This is a genomic window from Coleofasciculus sp. E2-BRE-01 (assembly GCF_040221695.1).
GTDB lineage: Bacteria > Cyanobacteriota > Cyanobacteriia > Cyanobacteriales > Coleofasciculaceae > Coleofasciculus.
The window spans coordinates 1-19,807 of sequence record NZ_JAVKEA010000211.1; the positions used below are offsets into that span (position 1 = coordinate 1).

Below are 19,807 nucleotides of genomic sequence, written 5' to 3' on the forward strand. Positions count from 1 at the left end.
AGACGACAGACATATTTTTGTTGCTTTTGACAGCGAGTTTTGTTACCTTTTAAAGAAGCGATAGTATAAGCCATTGCAATTAATAAGACTAAACGATTTAAACGTTCTATGCATGCCTTAGTTCCTTCTAGGTTATAGCCACCCGTCTTACAATCTTTGAACAAGGATTCTATACCACTGCGAGATTGATAAACCTGAATAACTTCATCAATACTACTTAAATTGGTCAAAATGAATTAGCCTTGTTTTTCAGATGAACCTCGATACTTCCGTTTCCAATAAGCGGCTAAATTAAAACGACCAAATCCCTTTTTCTTTGTATAATTAACTCCCGAATGAAATAACTTCATCCCCGGAGTTAAACCTAACTCACTTAGCTGTTGATAGTTTCCTTTTGATTGACGGATATAAGTATCTTGCTTGATCCGCAATGCAAAAAATACCTTCTTTGTCTTCAGCCAGTAGGCTAGTTCAACGCGGCGGAATTCCCGATCTCCAATGAGAACAATTTGATAACGGGAAAGCAATTTTAAGACTGGACGAATAACTGCTATTTGTTCGGATATATTGCTACTGCCCGCTTTCTCCAAAAATTGCCAATATACAGGAAAAGAACGTTTTTTCCAAATCACAGCAATCATTAACAAGTTATTGCTGTCCCATTGGGTTCTATCTATAGCCAGAATAACACGACTCCCGAGAGGAACTTGAGTTCTTAATATATATTTAAGTATCGGGAACCAAATTAATGGTAGACTAAGATTGGGAAGAACTAAAAACCTTTGTAGATGTTTTCTCCTACTTTGATAGAGGATGGGTACAGGAAAGAGCGCGGCTAATCTCTCAATCTTGACTTCTTTGTGTACTTGAAGCAGCCACAGTAAAATTTCCAGGGTGAGGAGTTGAGACTCACTTAAATAATTCTTAAGACAACTGTGATAGAATCGGGGTAGCATTATTTATTGGGCGGTTAACTTGAACCGAGATAGACCGCTCTTTTTTTACCATAAAATACATATATTTTCATTTAAGTTTTTGCAAAAACTCCAAAATGTCCTAACGGAAGCAATTCCACTCAGCCCCAAAATTGAAATTCCCTCACGGTGAGACTTTTCGGGATTTTTCTGTCGTCTTTTCTCCTGTTTAATCGCTCTGTGCTTTGTTTGTATCAGGGTTTCAAGCGCAATATTTTCTATTCCCTTTAATTGCGCGATCGCATGCGCCTCTCTTCCTCCAGATTGCCTTTCTCCACAACCCATGCCTGACAAGGGGTTTGAATCACCCGCTTCTTCGACGCGATTCGAAGAAGCGATAGCGAGAGCTTCACGCACGCCGCCCCCAAAACCTTGTGACCTGAAGGGGTGCTGCTGAAGGGGGGAGCATTTAAGGATTAAAGATAACCAACTGACTCTTGGATCATCACCCAGGTGATTATCATTCTCATTCACGTATTCATTCGCAATAAACCTGTCAATAAGCTCTCATCTTTTCGAGGCTTGAAGGGGGAAATGCTTTGCCGGCCAAGCTTTTGAGCTGCTTGTCACCCCTTCAGGCACCTAACACTCTTGCCATTATCGCTGACCCCGTTTTCTCTCCAGATGATAAACGCTTCAACGGTGAAACCAACCCTCCATCTAAAGGAAATCGTGGTACAGAAGACATCGCCCAACGTAGTTTAGAACGCTCAACCACCACCGCCGAACTCGACTTACAACCTCTACCCTTTACCCGCGATGAAGCCGATGATATTCTTGAACTACTTCCCAACAAATCGAGTTTGGGTATTTTCGATTTTGACGCCAATTTAAACCGAGTCAAACGTTCCGATTTAAGTAACTATCAGATTATCCATTTTGCCACCCATGGCATCCTCAATCGTGAATACCCAGAACTATCAGGATTAGTTGTATCCTTAGTAGATTCTCAAGGTAATCCCCAAAACGGCTTCTTACGCCTGAATGATATTTTCAACCTCAATCTCCCCGCCGAATTAGTCGTCTTAAGCGCTTGTCAAACAGGCAGTGGAAAAAATGTCAAAGGAGAAGGAATCGTCGGCTTGACAAGAGGATTCATGTATGCAGGCGCACCAAGGATTATTGCCTCATTATGGAATGTCAACGATGCATCAACCGCCGAACTCATGAGCCAATTTTATCAAAAATATCTGCAAGAAAATCTACCTCCAGCCGAAGCCTTGCGACAGGCACAATTAGCCATGTGGCAAAGCAATGTTGATTGGCGAAAACCCTATTATTGGGCAGCCTTTACCCTTCAGGGTGAGTGGCGTTAAACACAAATATGCCATCATTATGTAGGGGCGCACCGACGTGCGCCCTTTACTAACGTGCGCCCTTTGCCCATATTTACCCTTTCCCAGCGTGCGCCAAATTTAACCCTAAAATTTATTCCATAGCCTTTGATACTGTTTTCAAAGGAATAAATAATGACAGCGAATTATTTTGTAACGCGATAAAACCATATCTCAAATAAAACGCCTTAGCCTCCTCATTCAGTGCATCAACTACAACTGCAAAAATACCCACATCCTGAGAAAGACGAATCGCACGACGCAAACACTCCATCAGCAAAGCTTCTCCCAACTTTCTACCCTGCATTGAGGAATCAACTGCCAGTTTTCCCATCCGCATCGCTGGCACCGGATAACGTGGCAATCCTTTCCCATAACTTTTCGGCATCGACTCCCGTTGAATTTCCGACATACTCACCGAATAATAACCCGCAACATTCGGTTCTCCGTCTTCGGGAATGGCTACGAATGTTTTAGCGATACCCTTTTGATGATTTTGTTTGGCATATCTTTTGAGATAATCATTTAATTCTGGAACGCCGCAGTCAAAGTTATCCCGGTTTACCGAGTTATCTATCGGCTTAAATATCCATGTCACCTCAAGACGATTCCTGTTTACAAAACAATAGATGCTACACCATTTCTGTCATACAGTTACCCATTCCCCGATTAATTCTGATACTTTTTAAACGCCTCTTTTAAAACCCTATTGGGTTCAGGTGGATTTTTCAAAGCCGAGGCAAAGATATCCCAATCTTGTTCATCTAAAACCATGGGTTCTGGAGTCGCTAATTCCTGAGTCGCTGCATCCAGAACAAGTTCAAGTAGATATTCACTCAAAGTTAAACACCGTTTAGCCGCCGCCTTTTCCAGAGTTTTCTTGTGTTGAGGTTCCAGAATCAAGCTGATATAAGTTTCCTGGGTATCAGGGGATTGACTTCCCTTTGCCAAGGATTGTCCCATCATCCCTACCTCTGACACCGATTGTGTTAGAGAACTGTTCTGTGTAAACAGGTTGGGCGAACTATCATCGTGATACTCTGAACCCAAAGATTGAGACGGTGTAAATGCTCTCGCCTCCTCAATGTCCTCAATCGCTAGATACTGATTAAGTTCCTGTTGTTCACTCGGCGTCAGTTCACCTGCTTGGCTACGAACCAGAAGCGTTTGCAGGCGCTCCTTATTTTCTTCAGGGACTTCAATCGTCAGTTTTGGCACGGTATAACCTTGAAGTATCGATTCTTACTGTTATTTTATAACTTAAACAAAAATAAACGCCAAATAAAGCCCAAACTGGCTTTATAACCGACAAAGGAAGTCCCTATTTTTGTTTAACCAACTGATAAAACCAGTGGCAAAATGAAAATATTGATTGGCGAAACCCCTATTATTGGACAGCCTTTACCCTTCAGGGAGAATGGCGTTAACATCTGTTTCTGAAGAAAAAACACTCGAATCCCCCTCTACATTACCCCACAACGTCATCGGCGGTGGCGCATACGCTGAATCATCCACAGACGCCGCCGAAGTCGCCATCCGTTTTGCCGCATTCCGCATCCGCAGCAGGCGATCCGTATCCGCCATATACAGCGGAGTAATCTCCTCCCGCGCCGCCATCAGCTCATCCAACCCCAAAGTAATTTCCCTCGCCCCAGCATGAAACTGCCGCTTAGCTGCCTTCTCCACCATCCCCGCCAACTCAGCCCCCGTACAATTAACCGTGCGAGACAGCAGAATCCGCCATTCCTTCATCGTCAACACCGAGCCATGGCGATAGCGGTGGTCAAATCGTGCCAAATGTAAGTGTAAAATATCCTTACGCTCACCCGCTTGGGGGAAATCCACATAGAAAACCTCATCAAACCGCCCCAAGCGCGTCAACTCCGGCGGCAAAGCGTCCAACCGATTCAGCGTAGCAATCACAAACGTCTGAGAAACCTTATTCTGTAACCACGTCAGCAGAAATCCCAGCACCTGGCGCTGCTTCACATCAGCCGGAACACCGGGATCAGGAAACAGCTTATCAAACTCATCCAAATAAACCACAGCTGGTGCCGATGCCTCCACCCGGTCAATTAACCGCCGCAAATAAGACGCACCTCCCGCCGCGATCGCACTCGTATCCACGCTAATCAGAGGAAACTCCAGCATCTTAGCACAGAACTGACAGACCAACGTCTTCCCCGTCCCCGGAGGACCCACCAGCAACCACCCCTTGGGCAAAGGAATCCCCAACCGCCTAGCCGCCTGAGTGTAATCCCGCTTCACCCCATCAATAGCGTCCCGAATCCGATCCATCCCACCAAAATCCGACACATCGGGTGACGGTGTAAACGCCAAATCAAACTGCTTCAAGCGCTCCACCTTAAAATCCAGCAGTAAACCCACCCCCTTTGAAGCCAAAGAACCACCACTTTTCGCCACAGCCAAGCGCAAACTCATCTTAATCTCCTCAATAGACAACCCACCAGCTCGTTGCGCTAATGTAGGAACTATCTCTAAATCGACTCCCGATTCAATCTGAGGTAAAAACTGGCGCAGCATCGCCTCTCTCTCCTGATAATCGGGCAAAGGATACCAAACCTCCGGAATCAGGCTCCTAATCACCTCTGGCAGCTCCACGTTCTGCAAACCCAGTAAAATCAGATATATCGAACCATCCGACCGATCCGAAGCAATATTAATTAGCTGAGACACCACTCGCCCCGCCACCATCCGAGATGGCACATCATCAGCTTCCTGATCCAGAAACGGATGCAAATCTTCTAAAATATAGACTCCCGGCACTGCCTTGTCAGACAAAAACTCCAGCACATCCAGTGGCTGCGATCGCTCCACACCGCACACATCCGAATTCCCCTGACTGGAAACAGCCCGCGACAACTCCTGAAAACGCCCCGTTCCCAAATTCCACAAATAACAACGTAACCCAAACGCGATCGCCAACTCCCTCTCTATCGCCCGAATCACATTCACCCGCTCAATTAACGACGCTTGTAGCGAAACAACATGACAACCCGACTCAATCGCCACAGTAACTTCAGCTAAACTCATAATCAATCCATCTCCAACTGCATCTTCCGACTTGGCTCCCCGACAGACACCACCGACTCAGGTTTAGTCTGTACAACCAGCGCCTTCAAAACCTGCTCGAAATGCACCAAATCCTTCTCATCCATGCGGCTGCGTAACTCCCCTCCAGCCTTAGCCAACAACGCCCCGCGCCCATCCTTAGCATCGATGCGTACTCGACCATCAGCCGTAGCCCGCCACTTATAGGAAAACTTGCCATCAATCCGCACATTCCCGCCCTGAGTCGCGGCATAATCACTCAAAGCCTGGGTAATCCGATTCACCCGTGCCAAATAATCAGCTTCATGGCTTGCCATTGACCGAAACCCGCCCTCAGGCTGCCGAGACGCTGCAACAGAAGCCTCCAACTGTTGCACCTGTGCCAAATCCGCCTCAGCTAATGGCGGCAACCCCTGATCCACCCTAACCCCCAAAACCGTGGCATCAAATTCCATCAGGGGATTATTCTGTTGATCAGCAAGTCTGTACCTCAACCCCTGCTTAGATAAACGATAGGAAGCCCCCTCGTAAACCTGCCCTGAACGCAACTGGATCTGATGAGCAAACCGCTTCAGCGTAGATGCCGCTCGATACTGCTGCCAATAACCATGCACCTTAGCCATTGAGGATTGCACCGTCACCGATAGCGTCTGCCACCAACGAGTCTTATCTCTGTTACGTTTGCCCAAGCGTTCCCGCACCAATTCCTGTACCTGAGAAATCGACGAGTCACTAGACAACGGCGGCGACTGCATCTGGGACGTCAACCCCTGCATCAGAGACTTAACCGCAGCCTCCGGCAATCGCTCAACAGACTCCATCACCGCATCCAAACCCTTCTTTGTCGGTTGCCGATTTATCCTCCCTACCGACTCCCCAGAACGATGAGGTACACTTGGATGGATCTCACCAGATTCCTTTCGAGTTCTCTCAACTCCTTTATTGGGATTAACCGCAAAGAAGTCTTCAAATAGTTCTGGTTGTGCATCCTTCGTTGATTGCGGCTGATTGTCCTCCTGGCTCACGCGATCGCGCTTAAGTTGCTCCAACACCAACGGTACCATCAGTTCCGCTAAAACTTCTAACTGTGCGTTGCGTTCCTGGCGATTGGGGTGTTCCCCAGTCAAATCCTCCAGGGTTTGAGATACCCCAGACTCCCTCTCTTGGCTCCGTTCAGGCGACACTAACCCATCTGCCATCCCTGACACCCCAGCTTTGGGTGCAACACCTGCCTCCGTTTCCTGAACCTTTTCTGGCGTAAACGTAGTTGCCCGCCCTCGTGAATCAACGTGAAGAATTGGCTGACCATTGATTTGAAACGTCAACCCTTCCTGCTTCTCAACACCTTCACCCCTAGACCAGGAACGAATTCCCTCAAATTGCTGAATATGCTCAGGCGTCAAATCATTGACAAAATTACCCTTTTCATCTTTACCATAAAGCAAAACCGTCTTCCCATTTTCATCCGTCTGAACAATTTGCACATTCGCTGACTCATCCTCTAAATCCCGCTCCAACTCCGGCAAATTCATGTCCAAAAACGTCTTTAACCAAGCTTCGACAAGCTGTTGATAACGTTCCTGGAAAGATGCCGCGTTTCCTGGAGACACTGAAAACATAAAACCTCCTGTATAAATTAACGCTTTCCCCAGACTCCCTCCTAGATAGGAAACAGCTTACTATTACCGCTCATCTGACCTCTCAAACAGAGCCGCAACACTCACCAATGACAGGCGATTAATGACTATCTCCCCACCCCCCTGAAACAAAACTAACTCCCCATCAAAATACCAAGCAGTAAACTCAGAAACATGGTCGAATGGCACCTCAACTGAATACCCATAATCACCCACTCGACCAGCAAGTAAACCCTGTTGGTCAAATACCTCAACCACTAGGGGAGAATAATCCATAGGCAACGGGGAACAATGATAAGCTTCAATGACTCGCATTCTCCACTGGGGATAGCGCAGCAAAACCTCTATGGATTCAATCGATAATTCTTTAAGCAATTGTTCAATCACACCCCTATGACTCTCAAAATTAAACATTGTTCAAAAATCCCCTAATCGAACTATCTACTGAAATTGCCTCAAACGGGTCAAATTCAGCTAGTAAATCTTCCCTCTTTTTACGTCTTGTGACCTCTAACAGCTATTACTGAACCTCCGCTTTAAAAAGCTTCTGGGACAAGTGAAGAACTAAACCCTGTAGAATTCGTCTCTGCCTCAACAGAACCCTCATAAGCCTCCGGATTAACTTGGGGTAGGGGAAATAATTTCTCAGCCAAAGCGCGACGTTCCTCAAACTGCTCTCGACGCTCGTCATCGGAAATCAAACAATGATTGCGCTCAATTAACCGCCGTTTTATCACATCCCATTTCCCTTCCGACCATTTCTGCTGAGCAATATCTGCTGGCGGCACCTTAATCGACTGCAATACCGGAACGTAAGCTTCTTGACCCCGTTGATAACCCGGATTCACCACAACCGCCCGACCCGTTCCTAACTTCAAAAATTCAGAAGGCTCCAATAAATACCGCTTTTGATGGTGGTCAGTCAGACTGTGAGAACGTCCACCTTTGCCTGCACTGCGCGTCAGGCTTTTCGACCGAAACTGAATTTCTTGTTCACCCAAATAGTCAGCAAATAACTTAGCTGATTCCCCATCCTGGGGATTAAACAAAAACTTAGTCGCCGTTCCCCCAAAAATTGCCCGTGCTAGCTCTCGACCATAACCCTTCTCTAACTGAGACAAATTCTGATATCCTAGAATGCCACAAAATCCATCTTCTCTATTCTCATTAAGCCAATTAACTAATTGTGGTAAATATAGAGTTGGTAGTTCATCTAACACTGTTACTAACGGGTCTTGACGAGGTACAGTGCGCGAAACATTCCGCACCACAACCATATGCAAAATCGCCGCTAGCAGAGGTCCGACAATATCCCGATTATTCCGGTCTAATCCAAAAACAATCAACTGCTTCCCATCCAAATCCAAAGGTAGCGTCGTCTTGCCACAAAACGCCCCCACAAAGTCTTTCTTCAGGAAACGCTGAAAGATTCGCTGTGCCGTACCCAAAATGCCCGCCACTGTCTTTTCCGAATCCTTAACACTGATAAGCTGAGAAAGGGGTCGGCTCGTCCAAACCTTCAACGTTCCATTTTTCGATGCCAACTCCAGGCGCTGTGGCAACTGGTCAAGACTCAAAATTGCCTGTGCCATCATCAAGTCACAGTATTGAGGAGAACGTAGCCGTCCCACTGCCTTAGTCAGCATCAAAACGCCTGCTACCAGCGTATCACCCGCTTCGGAGAAAAAGCGATCGCCATTATCCGCTCCCCCCCTATCGAAGTTCCGATTAATCACCTCCGCCAACTGACCCGCCGCTACAGCGTCTTCTTCATCCCGTAAAAAGTCTAGAGGATTGCAACTCTCACTTTCAGCAAACCCCGGTGCAAACACCCGCACATTGTAACCCCGCTTGAGCGCATACGCCACCGCTCGCAGAGTCTGCGCCGGATACTTAAAATCATAAAGACATACCGGAAATCCTTGATCAAACGCCGAACGCACCAACGGGTCAATCACTGAGTAGGTTTTTCCCGTCCCCGCACCTCCACACACGGAAATACCCCGCTGTGCATCCGGCACATACAGCGTCGGCGACGCGCTAAAAAATCCTCGAAGTGCTTTTTCCCAGCGCCGAGTTGGATGAACTCGCCCCCTTTGAACCCACTCTTGTTCCAAATGAGAGCGGATAAAAGCTGGCGTTCCAATAAAGAGTGCCACACTGTTCCGCGCCACGTTTTTGATCTGCTTTTTCGCTTTTTTTGCCGCTTTCCCTTTCTCCTGAGAACCCCCCCAATAGGCTGTTGCCACTTTACCCTTTTTAGCACCCCAAATATGAGCAGCAACGAGAAGTGCTGTACAACCGAAAAGCACTGCCCCTAAGGGGGAAACAAACTTGTCTTCTAATTGTTCCCATCCCAATTGCAACGAAGGGGGTATTTCCTGACCAACGCCAGCAATTTGATAATGAACGACTGGCTTGTTCAATGTTTTGCCAAACATAATCTTATGGTATTTTGCAAAAAAGCTGGGTTTCCCTATCCGGAAATTAGTCCCTAAACTAATTTGAATTTTCTCGGCTTTGTCGCTGCCGATTAACTGGCAAAAAAGACCCTTGAGAAAAACAAAATCGATTCGAGACGACAGCATTTTTCTCCACCTGAGAAACTACCAGACAAGGAAATTCATTGCCATACGACGATTTTTCGACAGCAAACAATGGGTAATCTTCTGGTAAAGAACGCCTCAGATACAAACTCAATACCCGCTTACCGTCTCCTGTATAGACCACATACAAACAGCCTTGTCTGCCACAGCTATTTGGGGTATTCAGGTCAAAAATGAAAAGCTGATTACCTCCTTGGATAGGAACAGTTTGAACTAACACACTCTTCTTGTCCAACTTAGCTTCCGCACTCGCCCTTGAATAATTGTCCTCAATCACCTGCTCTAACAAAGGCTCAGATACAATCGGGTAAGCGGGAACAAATCCTTCCTCAGCCGACGTAGAGCCTGAAAAAGCCATCCAACTTAGCACAATAATCCCTGAACAGCCAACACCAAATACTGCTAGCTTTCCGGGTAAATTTAATAAATCCCCAAGGTCAACAATTTTCTTCATGGCTCATTATTCTTCAACATGAACAATTCAATTGTTTACATTAATTACAACCCATTGAATAAATAACCTGCTGATAGTTTCTTGCTACTTGAGAGCCGTAAGATTGAACGGAATACTTTTGGTGAATATCTGTAGCGGGTGAATCAATTGGCACAGCAACCCCGCCAAAATGCATCTGAGCTATCCGTTCCAGTAAGCGATTGTCGGTAAAATAATCTCCGGTTTTTGGGTCTGTTTCTTGGGACGCCGCATCAATCAAGTAGCGGGCATCTGCCTCAAATAAATCCTGCTGGTCAACGGGTGAAAAATAATATAGAAGTTGCTCTTGGCTCACCGATTCCCCTTGATCAAGCCCTTCTAAAAACTCTTTTCCACCAGACTTTGCCAAGATTTTGGAGCGCACATCATCCCGGTAACTCATAAACTGCATTGCTCCTAAACCGCGTCCGCAGCGACCACGGCTGTCACAGGTGAAGACACCAACCGTGTCATAATCTCCTTCAATCTGCGATAGCGATACAGCTAAGGCATCCAGTACTACATCCTGATATTGATTTGAGCAAGAAAGGGTCGGTGGCAAAAATGAACTCAAGCTTTCCGAAGATACAAACGAATTTCCAACACGACTTTTCACAGACGCAGATGTACTCGGTTTGGAATTAGGCTGAAACTCACTCGATGAAATAGCTTGCATTTCCGAAATAGCCACCTGAGTTGGTGTTGAAACCACTGAAGGATCTCCTGCCTCTAACTGCCCCAAAAAAATCGAATCCATTTCCTGGTAGGTCATAAAAGGCAGAGGTCCAATAAAATACGGAGTACAGCCCAAATCAGGAATTCCGCGCTGGCACATTCTAAAAAACATGGCGCTAGTCGCTGTCCCTGTGGTTTCATCCATATCCCACAACACAACCTTAAAGGCATCGCCAAATAGGTGTCTACCCACAGGTTCTTTCCCACCATTAACCGCTGCCAAAACACCAAAACCGCCTCGGGTTTCCTGATATTTACCGCTGACCCACTGACGCCCTAAAATACTCTCAGTGCCAGACAGTTCAACATGAGCGCAGCCCGCCTCACAAGACACCTCAAACCCTTCAAGAGTACTGCCCGATATAGTACGTTGGCGCTGCTGTTCTGCGGCTCCAAAAACCACATCCACAATACCCACCCCATCCCCGACGGCGGCTGGGGGATTGGGAAAGTCACTGAATGGCACCTGGCTCAAACCGGGAATGTCTCCAATTAGAGTTCTCTGCCAATCTTTAAACCGCTCAATGGGTGTAATATCGAGATTGGGAATATCCCTCAGGGCATATTCATCAAGGGGCAGATCGGCAAAAGCCAGCTCACCCAAATGTGGCGCTCTTTCCAGAAATTCCCCAATGGTTTGATGCACATTAACTCGACCAACGGCTTGCTCAATTAAATCCTGTACGGGTAGGACTTCCCGAATCGGAAATTCTGCCAAAGATTCAATCCCATCAACCAAACTTTGCAGCGTCTGGAACGGCATTAGACCCAAGGATGCCAAACTCACCGAATCCAAATCTAATCCCACAATCTGACTGATGGTATCCAGGTCAAAATTCTCCAGGCTGAACGAATCTTGAAAGTCCCCTAGCGCCAAATACTCTTCAGGTTTCTGCCCCTTTGTCCAAGAGCGAGAAGGATCGTACCCCAACTGAGAGATAATATCAGATGAGGCATGATAACTACCCGAACTAGCAATCGGCGGCAGGCGATCAAAGGAAATGCTCTGCCAAGAAGGAACCCGTGTTCCCCCGAACTCAACCGTCGGCACACTGCTACTGACTGCCATCGTTGGGGACGATTGCGCTACAATTAACAGTCCAGACAGTACCAAGGACAGAGCTATACCCGTCACGAAAAAGTACAGCCAAACGAATAAACCACGCGATCGCATTTTCATCATTGTTCCCCCTGCAACTCAACAAACGGCTTCCCCCCATCAGAAAAACCCGAATCCTCACCTCTACCCAACTGCTCCAGGCGTTCTACCAACTCCAGAGAAACTCCCGCCTTTTGCCGAGCATCTTCTAGCCGATAAGCAGCCAACAAACTTAAAAACTGCACAATTCGCCGATCTAAAAGACTCCCTGACTCCAACAAATTTTGGCGAATCGCCTCCTGACGCCCCCGCTCTAGAGCCGAAACATCGACTAATCGCCCTGGCACACCGGGCGGAACCACCTCAACCGTGTGATAATCTGGAGGACTCGAAGCCCGAACCACACGAAACACACTCAACCGCCGCTCAAAGGAAGCCGAACGAGTAATCACCGTTAACTGAGCGCTTGTTGCTGACAGTAAGCCAGGAATAGAAAGCGGCTCAATGCGGCGCAAATGCAAAACCTTTGCAGAAGAGGCTTCACACTCCGACTCACCCAACCCCGCCAAACAGCCATCCACATCCAGCACCACCCAAGACGGGTCATCTAGCCAGACTTTTTCAATCACTTCCCCAGTTCTCATAAAACTGATATTGATCCCATACCCCGGTGCAAGCCTTATTTCTGATACCGAACTCTCATTAACCCTCATCTGGCGAACCCCTGTAGAGGCTAAACTCAGACTGGGTACACCCAAAACCGACAGCGAAACAATCCCCGATAGCAGAAGATTTCTAAGTTTCATAACTTCTCACAACGTAAACGACTGATTGACAAAAACCTGCACTCCCGCTCCCGCTTCCACATACCAGAGGGTTTCCATCTCATCCAGCCGAGCGATCGCACTCTGATTGCGCTCCATAATTTGCTCTAGAATGGGTGTGGCTCCCCCTTCCAGGACAGCTGCCCAAATATTAGGTTCTGATGTCTGCGATGTGGTTGTGGTGGAAGAGATGCCATTAGTAATCGATGTCGAGGTTTGCGATTCCGGGCGATTGATCACTTCCCCAACCTGGGTGAGAGCGCCCAGTAATGCGGTGGAAACATCCATTGAGGCAATCTCATCCCCATGGTCAAACCAGTCCTGAGCCACCAGCGGTTCCCCTCCAGAGCCGCGCACCACCAAAGCGCCGTCCGGCAAAGCATAGTCCCAATCGCCTTTAACCACAGACAAAGCATTGGCTTGCACCAAGCCGTTCTCCGCGACGTTCGCTATCTCAAACACAACCTGGGTTCCCGCTGGGAGGACTTCAACCCCCAATCTATCCAGAAGGGGTTGGTTCAGCGTGACCACAAAACGTCCTTCCGTATTACCTTCTCCTGACCAGATAACCGGAGTCATCAGTTCTCCTGATGCCATTGTCCCCACCGTTGCTCGCCGAATAGGTCTACCTTGCAAAATTCTGGATTCGGCTTCTGCCAACACTCCCTCAGTAGAGGGCGGTAAGGTGTCCACCGCCTCGGCTATGACAACAGACTCCTGGGGCAAAACCTGATCAGCCGATGGAACCGATACCCGTCTCATCTGCCGTTCTTGAGACAGTTGTACCCCCTGTGCCTCACCGTTTTCAGCCTGCACTTGACCGTAACTGCCCAACTGTGCCAAAGCAGTCCAGCGCTCCATAGGATCAGTCGGCTTAGGGCTTGGGGTCACCTCAGGTTGCACCTGAGAACGAGGACTCGACGGGGCTGTCGCCATCGTTGGAGTAGTCACCTGAGACAGAGCGGATGACCGCCTGGGCTGAGGACGAGGAGCAGGCGCTCTCGCTACCGTTCGCCGGGGCGCTGGCGCTGGTGGTGGTGTTCGACGAACGGGCGCTCTCTGAGGAGTCTGTGCCTTACTCTCTGGGTTTTGTTCCGTTTCTCCAGGTTGAACCCCTTCCTGCTCATCCTGAGAACGCCGCTGGCGTGCTTCATCAATTTTCTCTAACTCTTCCGCCTGCTGCGACAGAGCCAGTTCGGTTTTCAGCTTACCATTAGGATTGCCTTGTTCATCCGCCATCACTTTAGGCGTTGGCGACGGTTCCGGTTTTGAAGCCGTCTGGGGTGAAGGTTGTATTCCATCCATAATCGGACTCAAAACCAACCCAGCACAAACAAAGACCACCAGTAATCCTGACCCAACCAATGCTCCTTTAGACCAACCCTTTTGAGACATAGGTTGGGGTTCGGGTTGGGTCTCATCAAACAGCTCCTCAATCGACAAGATGGGGCTATCGGGTTCTAGATTATCCCCATTCTCAGGTTGAGTCGATAGTTCCGGTGATACAGCCGCCGGATTGGATGTATCGTCTTCCTCAAAACCAATCAGTTTCGCTAATGATTCTTCGCTCCAATCATCGACTTCATGGGTTAACTGATCAACAGAATCGTTTGGGGAATTCTCGACCTCACTATTACCCTTGTCGGGTATTTCTTGAAACTGAACCATCATCAAAGCTCCTGTTGCTGTAAATCTCGAATAGCATAAATTTCCAGTCCACTCGTCCGGATGGCTTGAACAATTTGGGCTATGCCTTGAAGATGAGATGCATACTGAGGAGGGGTTACGGCTCGAACAAATACATCCTTATTAAAGGCAATGGTTTCACCCAAAACATTGGTATTGTCTACAACAATCAAGTTCGCCACAATTGGCACTCGCCATTTTCCCGACTCAATCTTCACCGGATTACCAATATCAATGGGGACAAAAATAACTTGCGTATCCTCTTGAAAAACGCCGGCTGGTGTTAGACGAGCCACCTCCGTGAGAAACTCTTTGCGAAAGTCTTCACTCAACGCAAATGCTGCTTGATAGGCAGGTGTTGTCACCTTACCCTGACGCCCCTCAGGGGAACGGATTTTCACACCTTTATCTTTCATCTCCTGACCCCCTTCTGCCGGAGATGGCACTGTCCCTTCCCACGTCATTAACATCGCCAAGGTAGCGCGAACAAATTCCTGAATTACCTCTGGAGTTCGCTCCAGAGAACCCAGGGGGGCAACATGAATAGAGGAGCCATCTGCCATTTGGACTAAAGTTGGTGCAGGTTTATGGCTGAGATTTTTATAGGTTAAATACTGCAAAAAATCCACACCAAATCCTAAAACATGGAGTCCAATGGCGGACAACGTAATAATACCCAAAAGGTCACTGGAGGAAAACCGTGCTTCCTGGGGTGAACTGAGAAAGCGCAGTCGATAATTATTGCGTTCTCTTGCTGTCATTGTCTGCTTAATTTATCGGATTAATGTTTTCTGAACGTTATAGGGGAGCAACCGTCCCAAACCAAACGTAGCCAGAGTTGAAAGACTATTGAAAACTGCCATCCCTCCTCCGGCGGCTAATGCTAGGGATAAAATAGGAGAAATTAGCCCAGTGGCAAAGGCAAAAATCATCGGGTCACTATCCCCAGCATTCAAAACCATAACGGCAACTAAGCCGTTGATAATGTTGAAAGAAAGCTTAACCATTCCCACTGAAAAAAAGCCAGTTAGCCAAGCAAAAATTGCTTTATTGCCAACGGGTAAAAGTGACCCGCCCACCGCTAACGGACCTAACAACCCCGTTAGCAACATAGAAATCTCGACAATCCACTGGAAAGCAATGCCAAATGCAATCAACCAACCGCGAACAGCCATCTGCAAAATATTGGTGTTAAAAATCTCACCTACATTGAACCGTTCCAGAAATCTCTGAAAGCGATTTGATGGAGAGTTATCCAAGTTCCCAGAGATTTGTTGGGCTTGCTCTTTGGCATTCTCCAGACAAGAGAGTTGCTGTTCTTGGTCAGCTATTGCCGCGCATTGGTCAAGCAAGCCCCGCGCCGCATCCTCAGCCCCAATTTCCTGAACGATCTGCCGATACGCTTCCTCTAAGCGAACGGAACTAGAGGTAGATTGCAAAACCGTTTGATTTGCTTGGTTAATAATACCGCGCACCTGCAACGTACAGGTGGCTAAAAGCCCCCCATCATTTGCCAGTAGCACCACAACAACCAGGGGCCAGATAATCTCTGAAAAGGATGATCCGGTTCCATCCTCCAACAGAGTCTTCGCCCACTGCACTGCCCAAATCAGCAGCGTTCCTATTGCAAACAGTACCCCTAAATTAGCGATCGCGGCATACAAACCGCCACTATTGCCCAGCACATCCTGCCAAAGCTGATCCATTGCCGCCGCAATCGACTCAGCCGCTAACGCTCCATCGGAGGTAATCTTGGCAGCACTTTCACCGGAATTGGGATTAATCGAGGCAACAATGAACGGAATTAAAACAACCATCATCAACTCTGGACGCTTAGAATAAACCGGCTTGAGAGGTGATTCTCAAATTGCTAAACCCGACACCCACCCGGTCAGCATTCTCAAGTTGGGTTTGACCATCGAGTGTGCGTGAGATATTAGTAAGCTGGGTATTCGTTTGTGCCTGTTGCTCGTTACTTTTGAGTAGGTTCGACTGCACACTGCCCATCACTTTTGCCGTTTGAGCATTCTGAATTGCAATCTGTTTCATCACATTTTGGGTCACTACCTCAGTTTGAGCCAGATCGCTGGCTTGTTGCACCGCATCAACCGCCTGCTGAGTCTGCTCATAAACAGCTTTTTGCTGCTGCTGACCCTCCTGACTCAAAATGCCAGCAGCCGAGGCTCGAGTGGTCTGACGGTCGATCTCATTCGCCGCGCGATCGCCCGCATAAATCGCACCTTCAGAAGCCGCCGCCGCTTCTTCAGACGCTTGGCGAGTTTGACTCGGATCGGGCAACCCCAGCACTCCAGCCGCATCACCAACAATCCCATCAAATTCCGACCCTAACGCCTCCGTCAGTGCCTCTGCCTTATCTTGTAAAATACCATTGGCATAGTTCTCAATCTCCGCAATTTGCTGGTTGAGCCAATCGAGCAATCCAGACAGGGGTTCAGACGAGGGTGTCACGGCTAAAGCCGGGGGAGAACTCATTGTCGATAAAACCAATGCAACGGCTAACGTTGCAGCATAACGTCCCTTGTTCATCACGGTTCCTCCTTTGTTACTATTCAAGAAGCGCGAATTGAGGCGACCAACTCGCGAGAAAACTGATTAAGTCCGACAAACTTATTGCCATGGCGCTTCATCGCTGCACTTCGCATCGCTTGTTCATCGGGATTATTCGCCACGGCTGCCAAAAGCACGTAACCGGGATAGTATCGGGCGGCGGTGTAGGTTCCCCTGTCATCCACCAGCCACTGAGAGTACATTCCCTCTTTTTTCGGGAAAAAGCTCTCCGAAGCATTCCGGGCAATAACCTCCTTGGGATACTTGAGAATCTCGACAAAACTATCCACCGCTGTCGGTTGAATCCGCCCCACCAAGCGCGTGGTCATATTCTGAAAAATCTTCGCACCCCCTGGAGAAGCAGCGATAGTATTTGGGTCTTGCCCAGAAAGAATCACCCGGACGCCTGCCTTAGCCCCATTCGCACACAGTCGTGCGACTAAATTTGAAATCGCGTCATATTCAAACAGGATGGGACTCTCATCAATGAAGAAAATCGAAGCTGGAGATGCCAACGCCCGTCGCAACGCCGCCGAATACGCCGAAAGCGAAAGAATGGCAGCATCATCGTCATTGGAGAGATTCGCCAGTGCAAACACCAACAACTGTGCGTCGGTGCGGAACGTGGACGGACGGCTAATCGCTTTGCCCACACGACTCTCCATCCAAGACGAAAGCCGCAGCTTAATTTGCTCCATCGCCGTTCGGATCTCATCGCTGTTTCCATCCAACTCCAGCCGCTCATAAGAGCAAAAGGGTACAAAGTCGCGCAGGGTGGGCATATTCTGCCACTCTTGGCTACCAAAACCAGCCCGATAACTCATCCCATAGCGATCGCGAATCAGTTCATCTTTAAAGAAGCCATCAATCGCTAACGTCAGGATTGACCGCACAGTGGAGGAAAACGCCTTTTCCCTAGCACTCTCTCCAGCTTTTGCACCAACCACCATCACCATCAGTGCTGACACCAAAAAATCCTTATAATCTTCAAAGCGATCGTTCTGGTCTTTAGGTGAGAGCTGGGAAAGGTCGGGCAGCTCAAACAAATTAATCGCCTCTGAACGAACGTTGAAATAGCTGCCGCCGACAAAGTGAGTATAATCAGTAAACGTACTCGTTCCATCCGGTTTGGGATAGTCCATAACCACCACCGGAAGACCATGAGCCAGTGCTTGGGTAAGGATGCCCGAAGCCATCACGGATTTCCCGGATCGGGTTGTGCCGAATAGTGCCAGATTCTTGTGCTGTTTGAACAGATCCAGATAAATGGGTGTCCCGCCTTCATCAGCAACCAACTCTAACCCCCACTCATCAATCGTGCGCGTCTTGACCAACGGCATCAGTCCTGGCACCTCGGAGGTGAGATAAACTTGCCTTCTGTTAAACGGTTTCGCCAGGAGCTTCTCCCAATTAATGGGAAACGTTTGCACCCAGACACGCCACGGATACTCTTGTTCCCTAGACACCCACGCGGGTCGTAAAAACAGAGACTCCAGAAAACGGCAGGCTTCATCAAGGGGTCCCAATCGGGTTCGGTGTACCAGAAAGGTTACAGCGGTGTGAAAGGGTACTGCCCCTTCGTACAATGCTTCTTGGGCTTCAACGCCTTTTTTGATATTCAGATGTGCCTTAACGTCAATGGAATTCTTATCTGCCGCCAATACCGTTGCCGTATTAGCCTGTTTAGTCAGGCGCTGCATATTGGTTTTGACCAGAGCCTCATTCGCTCGCGTTAGCTGACAAAAGACCTCGGTATCCCAAACGCGGTCTTTTGCGATCACCTCCCAAAGATACCGCAACTGTGCCTCTTTATTGCGCCAGCCTGCGGGCTTATCCACAAAGGTCAAAACTCCGACATACTTGCCATTCGCTTTAACCCAGCGTCGTTGAGCAACTGGAATGGGTCCTTCAACCAAAAGCGTCAGGGGTGATAGCTCCGAATGCACCTCCTCTCGTAACCCACGTTCACCCAGAACCACCACCTGCGGCACTTTGATGGGCGGTGTACTATTGAAGCGCTGCCAAAGAATTTCCCACAGTTCCTCATCCGTCAGCGCCCGAATCTGCAAACCAATTTTATTCGCTAGTAACTGTTCCCACTGCTGAAAGCCATAGGCATAAGCAGAAGTAAACAGCCGCTCCATCCGCAGAAACTGTACCTTATCCAGTTCACCTGTAAAGCGCCGCCAATACCGCTCTAATTTCGCCAAAACCTTTTCAATCGTATCATGACTCCCTGTGGTATCTGGCTCAACGGTATAGGTGCAATACAGTCGCAACGTCTTGGGCTTGCGTAACCCTAGCCGAGTCAGCTCCTGCACTCTAGAGCGTTCTGAGAGTGTCAGAAATTTCAACTCAACCGTTGGTGCAACAGCTATAAGCTGTTTAAGTTGTTCTTGCCTAGACACATCCGTTGTGAAGGATGATAAATGAATCGTCAGGTGTTCCGAGGGCGGAAAATCCTTTAAACCTGCTGACAAGGCATCAAAAACTGGCTCAATTTCATCCGCACGCAGAGTGGGATGGATACCCTTACACTCAAACCCAAACTGGATAGTAAAACTGTTCTCACCTTTACGAAGAACATAAGCACCCACCTTGCGCCCATCCAGCTCAATCCGCAGCATAGTTACCAGGGAAAAAGCATCTTCAATCGGTGTTCCTTTGCGCCGAGTGCTGCCGTCGTGGATTTGACGAGCGCCTATTTTTGCCTTGCCGGAGGTGGGTCTTTTCACCTTCACCTGAGCCGCCTTTTTTGCTCCATTAGATTGTACAAGAGAGAAGAATTGCATGAAAATCC

17 protein-coding genes and 1 pseudogene are annotated in these 19,807 nt (G+C 48.2%); 1 reads left to right on the forward strand and 17 read right to left on the reverse strand.

From position 1 onward, the window contains the following. From RIG66_RS28080 to RIG66_RS28090, 3 genes and pseudogenes are all read right to left on the reverse strand, one after another. Nucleotides 1-230, reverse strand: a pseudogene (locus RIG66_RS28080) (IS4 family transposase); the annotation flags it as partial. A 6-nt stretch (nucleotides 231-236) separates the two neighbouring features. Then, nucleotides 237-641, reverse strand: a complete 405-nt coding sequence (locus tag RIG66_RS28085; protein ID WP_446382507.1) for a hypothetical protein — start codon at nucleotides 639-641, stop codon at nucleotides 237-239. 360 nt (nucleotides 642-1,001) lie between these two features. Further along, nucleotides 1,002-1,331, reverse strand: a complete 330-nt coding sequence (locus tag RIG66_RS28090; protein ID WP_446382508.1) for a hypothetical protein — start codon at nucleotides 1,329-1,331, stop codon at nucleotides 1,002-1,004. 182 nt (nucleotides 1,332-1,513) lie between these two features. Here RIG66_RS28090 and RIG66_RS28095 point away from each other — a divergent pair, with 182 nt between their 5' ends. Continuing rightward, the gene (locus RIG66_RS28095) at nucleotides 1,514-2,290 is read left to right on the forward strand and encodes a CHAT domain-containing protein (RefSeq protein ID WP_446382510.1); all 777 of its coding nucleotides are present in this window, start codon (nucleotides 1,514-1,516) and stop codon (nucleotides 2,288-2,290) included. A 112-nt stretch (nucleotides 2,291-2,402) separates the two neighbouring features. Here RIG66_RS28095 and RIG66_RS28100 read toward each other — a convergent pair whose 3' ends face one another. The 14 genes from RIG66_RS28100 to RIG66_RS28165 all read right to left on the reverse strand — a co-directional run bounded on the left by RIG66_RS28100 (nucleotide 2,403) and on the right by RIG66_RS28165 (nucleotide 19,799). Next, nucleotides 2,403-2,906, reverse strand: a complete 504-nt coding sequence (locus RIG66_RS28100) for a GNAT family N-acetyltransferase (RefSeq protein WP_446382512.1) — start codon at nucleotides 2,904-2,906, stop codon at nucleotides 2,403-2,405. A gap of 71 nt (nucleotides 2,907-2,977) precedes the next feature. Further along, a complete protein-coding gene (locus tag RIG66_RS28105; protein ID WP_446382514.1) occupies nucleotides 2,978-3,526 on the reverse strand; it encodes a type II toxin-antitoxin system TacA family antitoxin in 549 nt (182 codons plus the stop codon). A 183-nt stretch (nucleotides 3,527-3,709) separates the two neighbouring features. After that, complete coding sequence (locus tag RIG66_RS28110; protein ID WP_446382516.1) at nucleotides 3,710-5,362, reverse strand: ATP-binding protein; 1,653 nt, start codon at nucleotides 5,360-5,362, stop codon at nucleotides 3,710-3,712. Nucleotides 5,363-5,364: 2 nt separating this feature from the next. Beyond that, complete coding sequence (locus RIG66_RS28115) at nucleotides 5,365-6,999, reverse strand: hypothetical protein (RefSeq protein WP_446382518.1); 1,635 nt, start codon at nucleotides 6,997-6,999, stop codon at nucleotides 5,365-5,367. A gap of 63 nt (nucleotides 7,000-7,062) precedes the next feature. Beyond that, nucleotides 7,063-7,431 carry a hypothetical protein gene (locus RIG66_RS28120; protein ID WP_446382520.1) on the reverse strand — a complete coding sequence of 123 codons (369 nt, stop codon included), beginning with the start codon at nucleotides 7,429-7,431 and terminating at the stop codon, nucleotides 7,063-7,065. 122 nt (nucleotides 7,432-7,553) lie between these two features. Next, nucleotides 7,554-9,458: a type IV secretory system conjugative DNA transfer family protein gene (locus tag RIG66_RS28125; RefSeq protein ID WP_446382522.1), complete on the reverse strand. Its 1,905-nt coding sequence runs from the start codon at nucleotides 9,456-9,458 to the stop codon at nucleotides 7,554-7,556. 58 nt (nucleotides 9,459-9,516) lie between these two features. Further along, nucleotides 9,517-10,077, reverse strand: coding sequence for a hypothetical protein (locus RIG66_RS28130; RefSeq protein WP_446382524.1), 561 nt, complete (start codon nucleotides 10,075-10,077; stop codon nucleotides 9,517-9,519). Nucleotides 10,078-10,117: 40 nt separating this feature from the next. After that, a complete protein-coding gene (locus RIG66_RS28135; protein WP_446382526.1) occupies nucleotides 10,118-12,013 on the reverse strand; it encodes a hypothetical protein in 1,896 nt (631 codons plus the stop codon). Then, on the reverse strand, nucleotides 12,010-12,735 hold the full coding sequence (locus RIG66_RS28140; RefSeq protein ID WP_446382528.1) for a hypothetical protein: 726 nt from the start codon (nucleotides 12,733-12,735) through the stop codon (nucleotides 12,010-12,012). The genes RIG66_RS28135 and RIG66_RS28140 overlap by 4 nt, the downstream gene beginning before the upstream one ends. A 6-nt stretch (nucleotides 12,736-12,741) precedes the next feature. Then, entirely contained in the window at nucleotides 12,742-14,424 is a 1,683-nt protein-coding gene (locus RIG66_RS28145) for a TrbI/VirB10 family protein (protein WP_446382529.1), read from the reverse strand. Continuing rightward, nucleotides 14,424-15,200 (reverse strand): hypothetical protein, encoded by a 777-nt coding sequence (locus RIG66_RS28150; RefSeq protein WP_446382531.1) that lies wholly within the window; start codon nucleotides 15,198-15,200, stop codon nucleotides 14,424-14,426. The genes RIG66_RS28145 and RIG66_RS28150 overlap by 1 nt, the downstream gene beginning before the upstream one ends. A gap of 12 nt (nucleotides 15,201-15,212) precedes the next feature. Then, nucleotides 15,213-16,256, reverse strand: a complete 1,044-nt coding sequence (locus RIG66_RS28155; protein ID WP_446382759.1) for a hypothetical protein — start codon at nucleotides 16,254-16,256, stop codon at nucleotides 15,213-15,215. 16 nt (nucleotides 16,257-16,272) lie between these two features. Next, the gene (locus RIG66_RS28160) at nucleotides 16,273-16,986 is read right to left on the reverse strand and encodes a hypothetical protein (protein ID WP_446382532.1); all 714 of its coding nucleotides are present in this window, start codon (nucleotides 16,984-16,986) and stop codon (nucleotides 16,273-16,275) included. A gap of 23 nt (nucleotides 16,987-17,009) precedes the next feature. Continuing rightward, the gene (locus tag RIG66_RS28165; protein ID WP_446382534.1) at nucleotides 17,010-19,799 is read right to left on the reverse strand and encodes a hypothetical protein; all 2,790 of its coding nucleotides are present in this window, start codon (nucleotides 19,797-19,799) and stop codon (nucleotides 17,010-17,012) included. Nucleotides 19,800-19,807 lie beyond the last annotated feature (8 nt).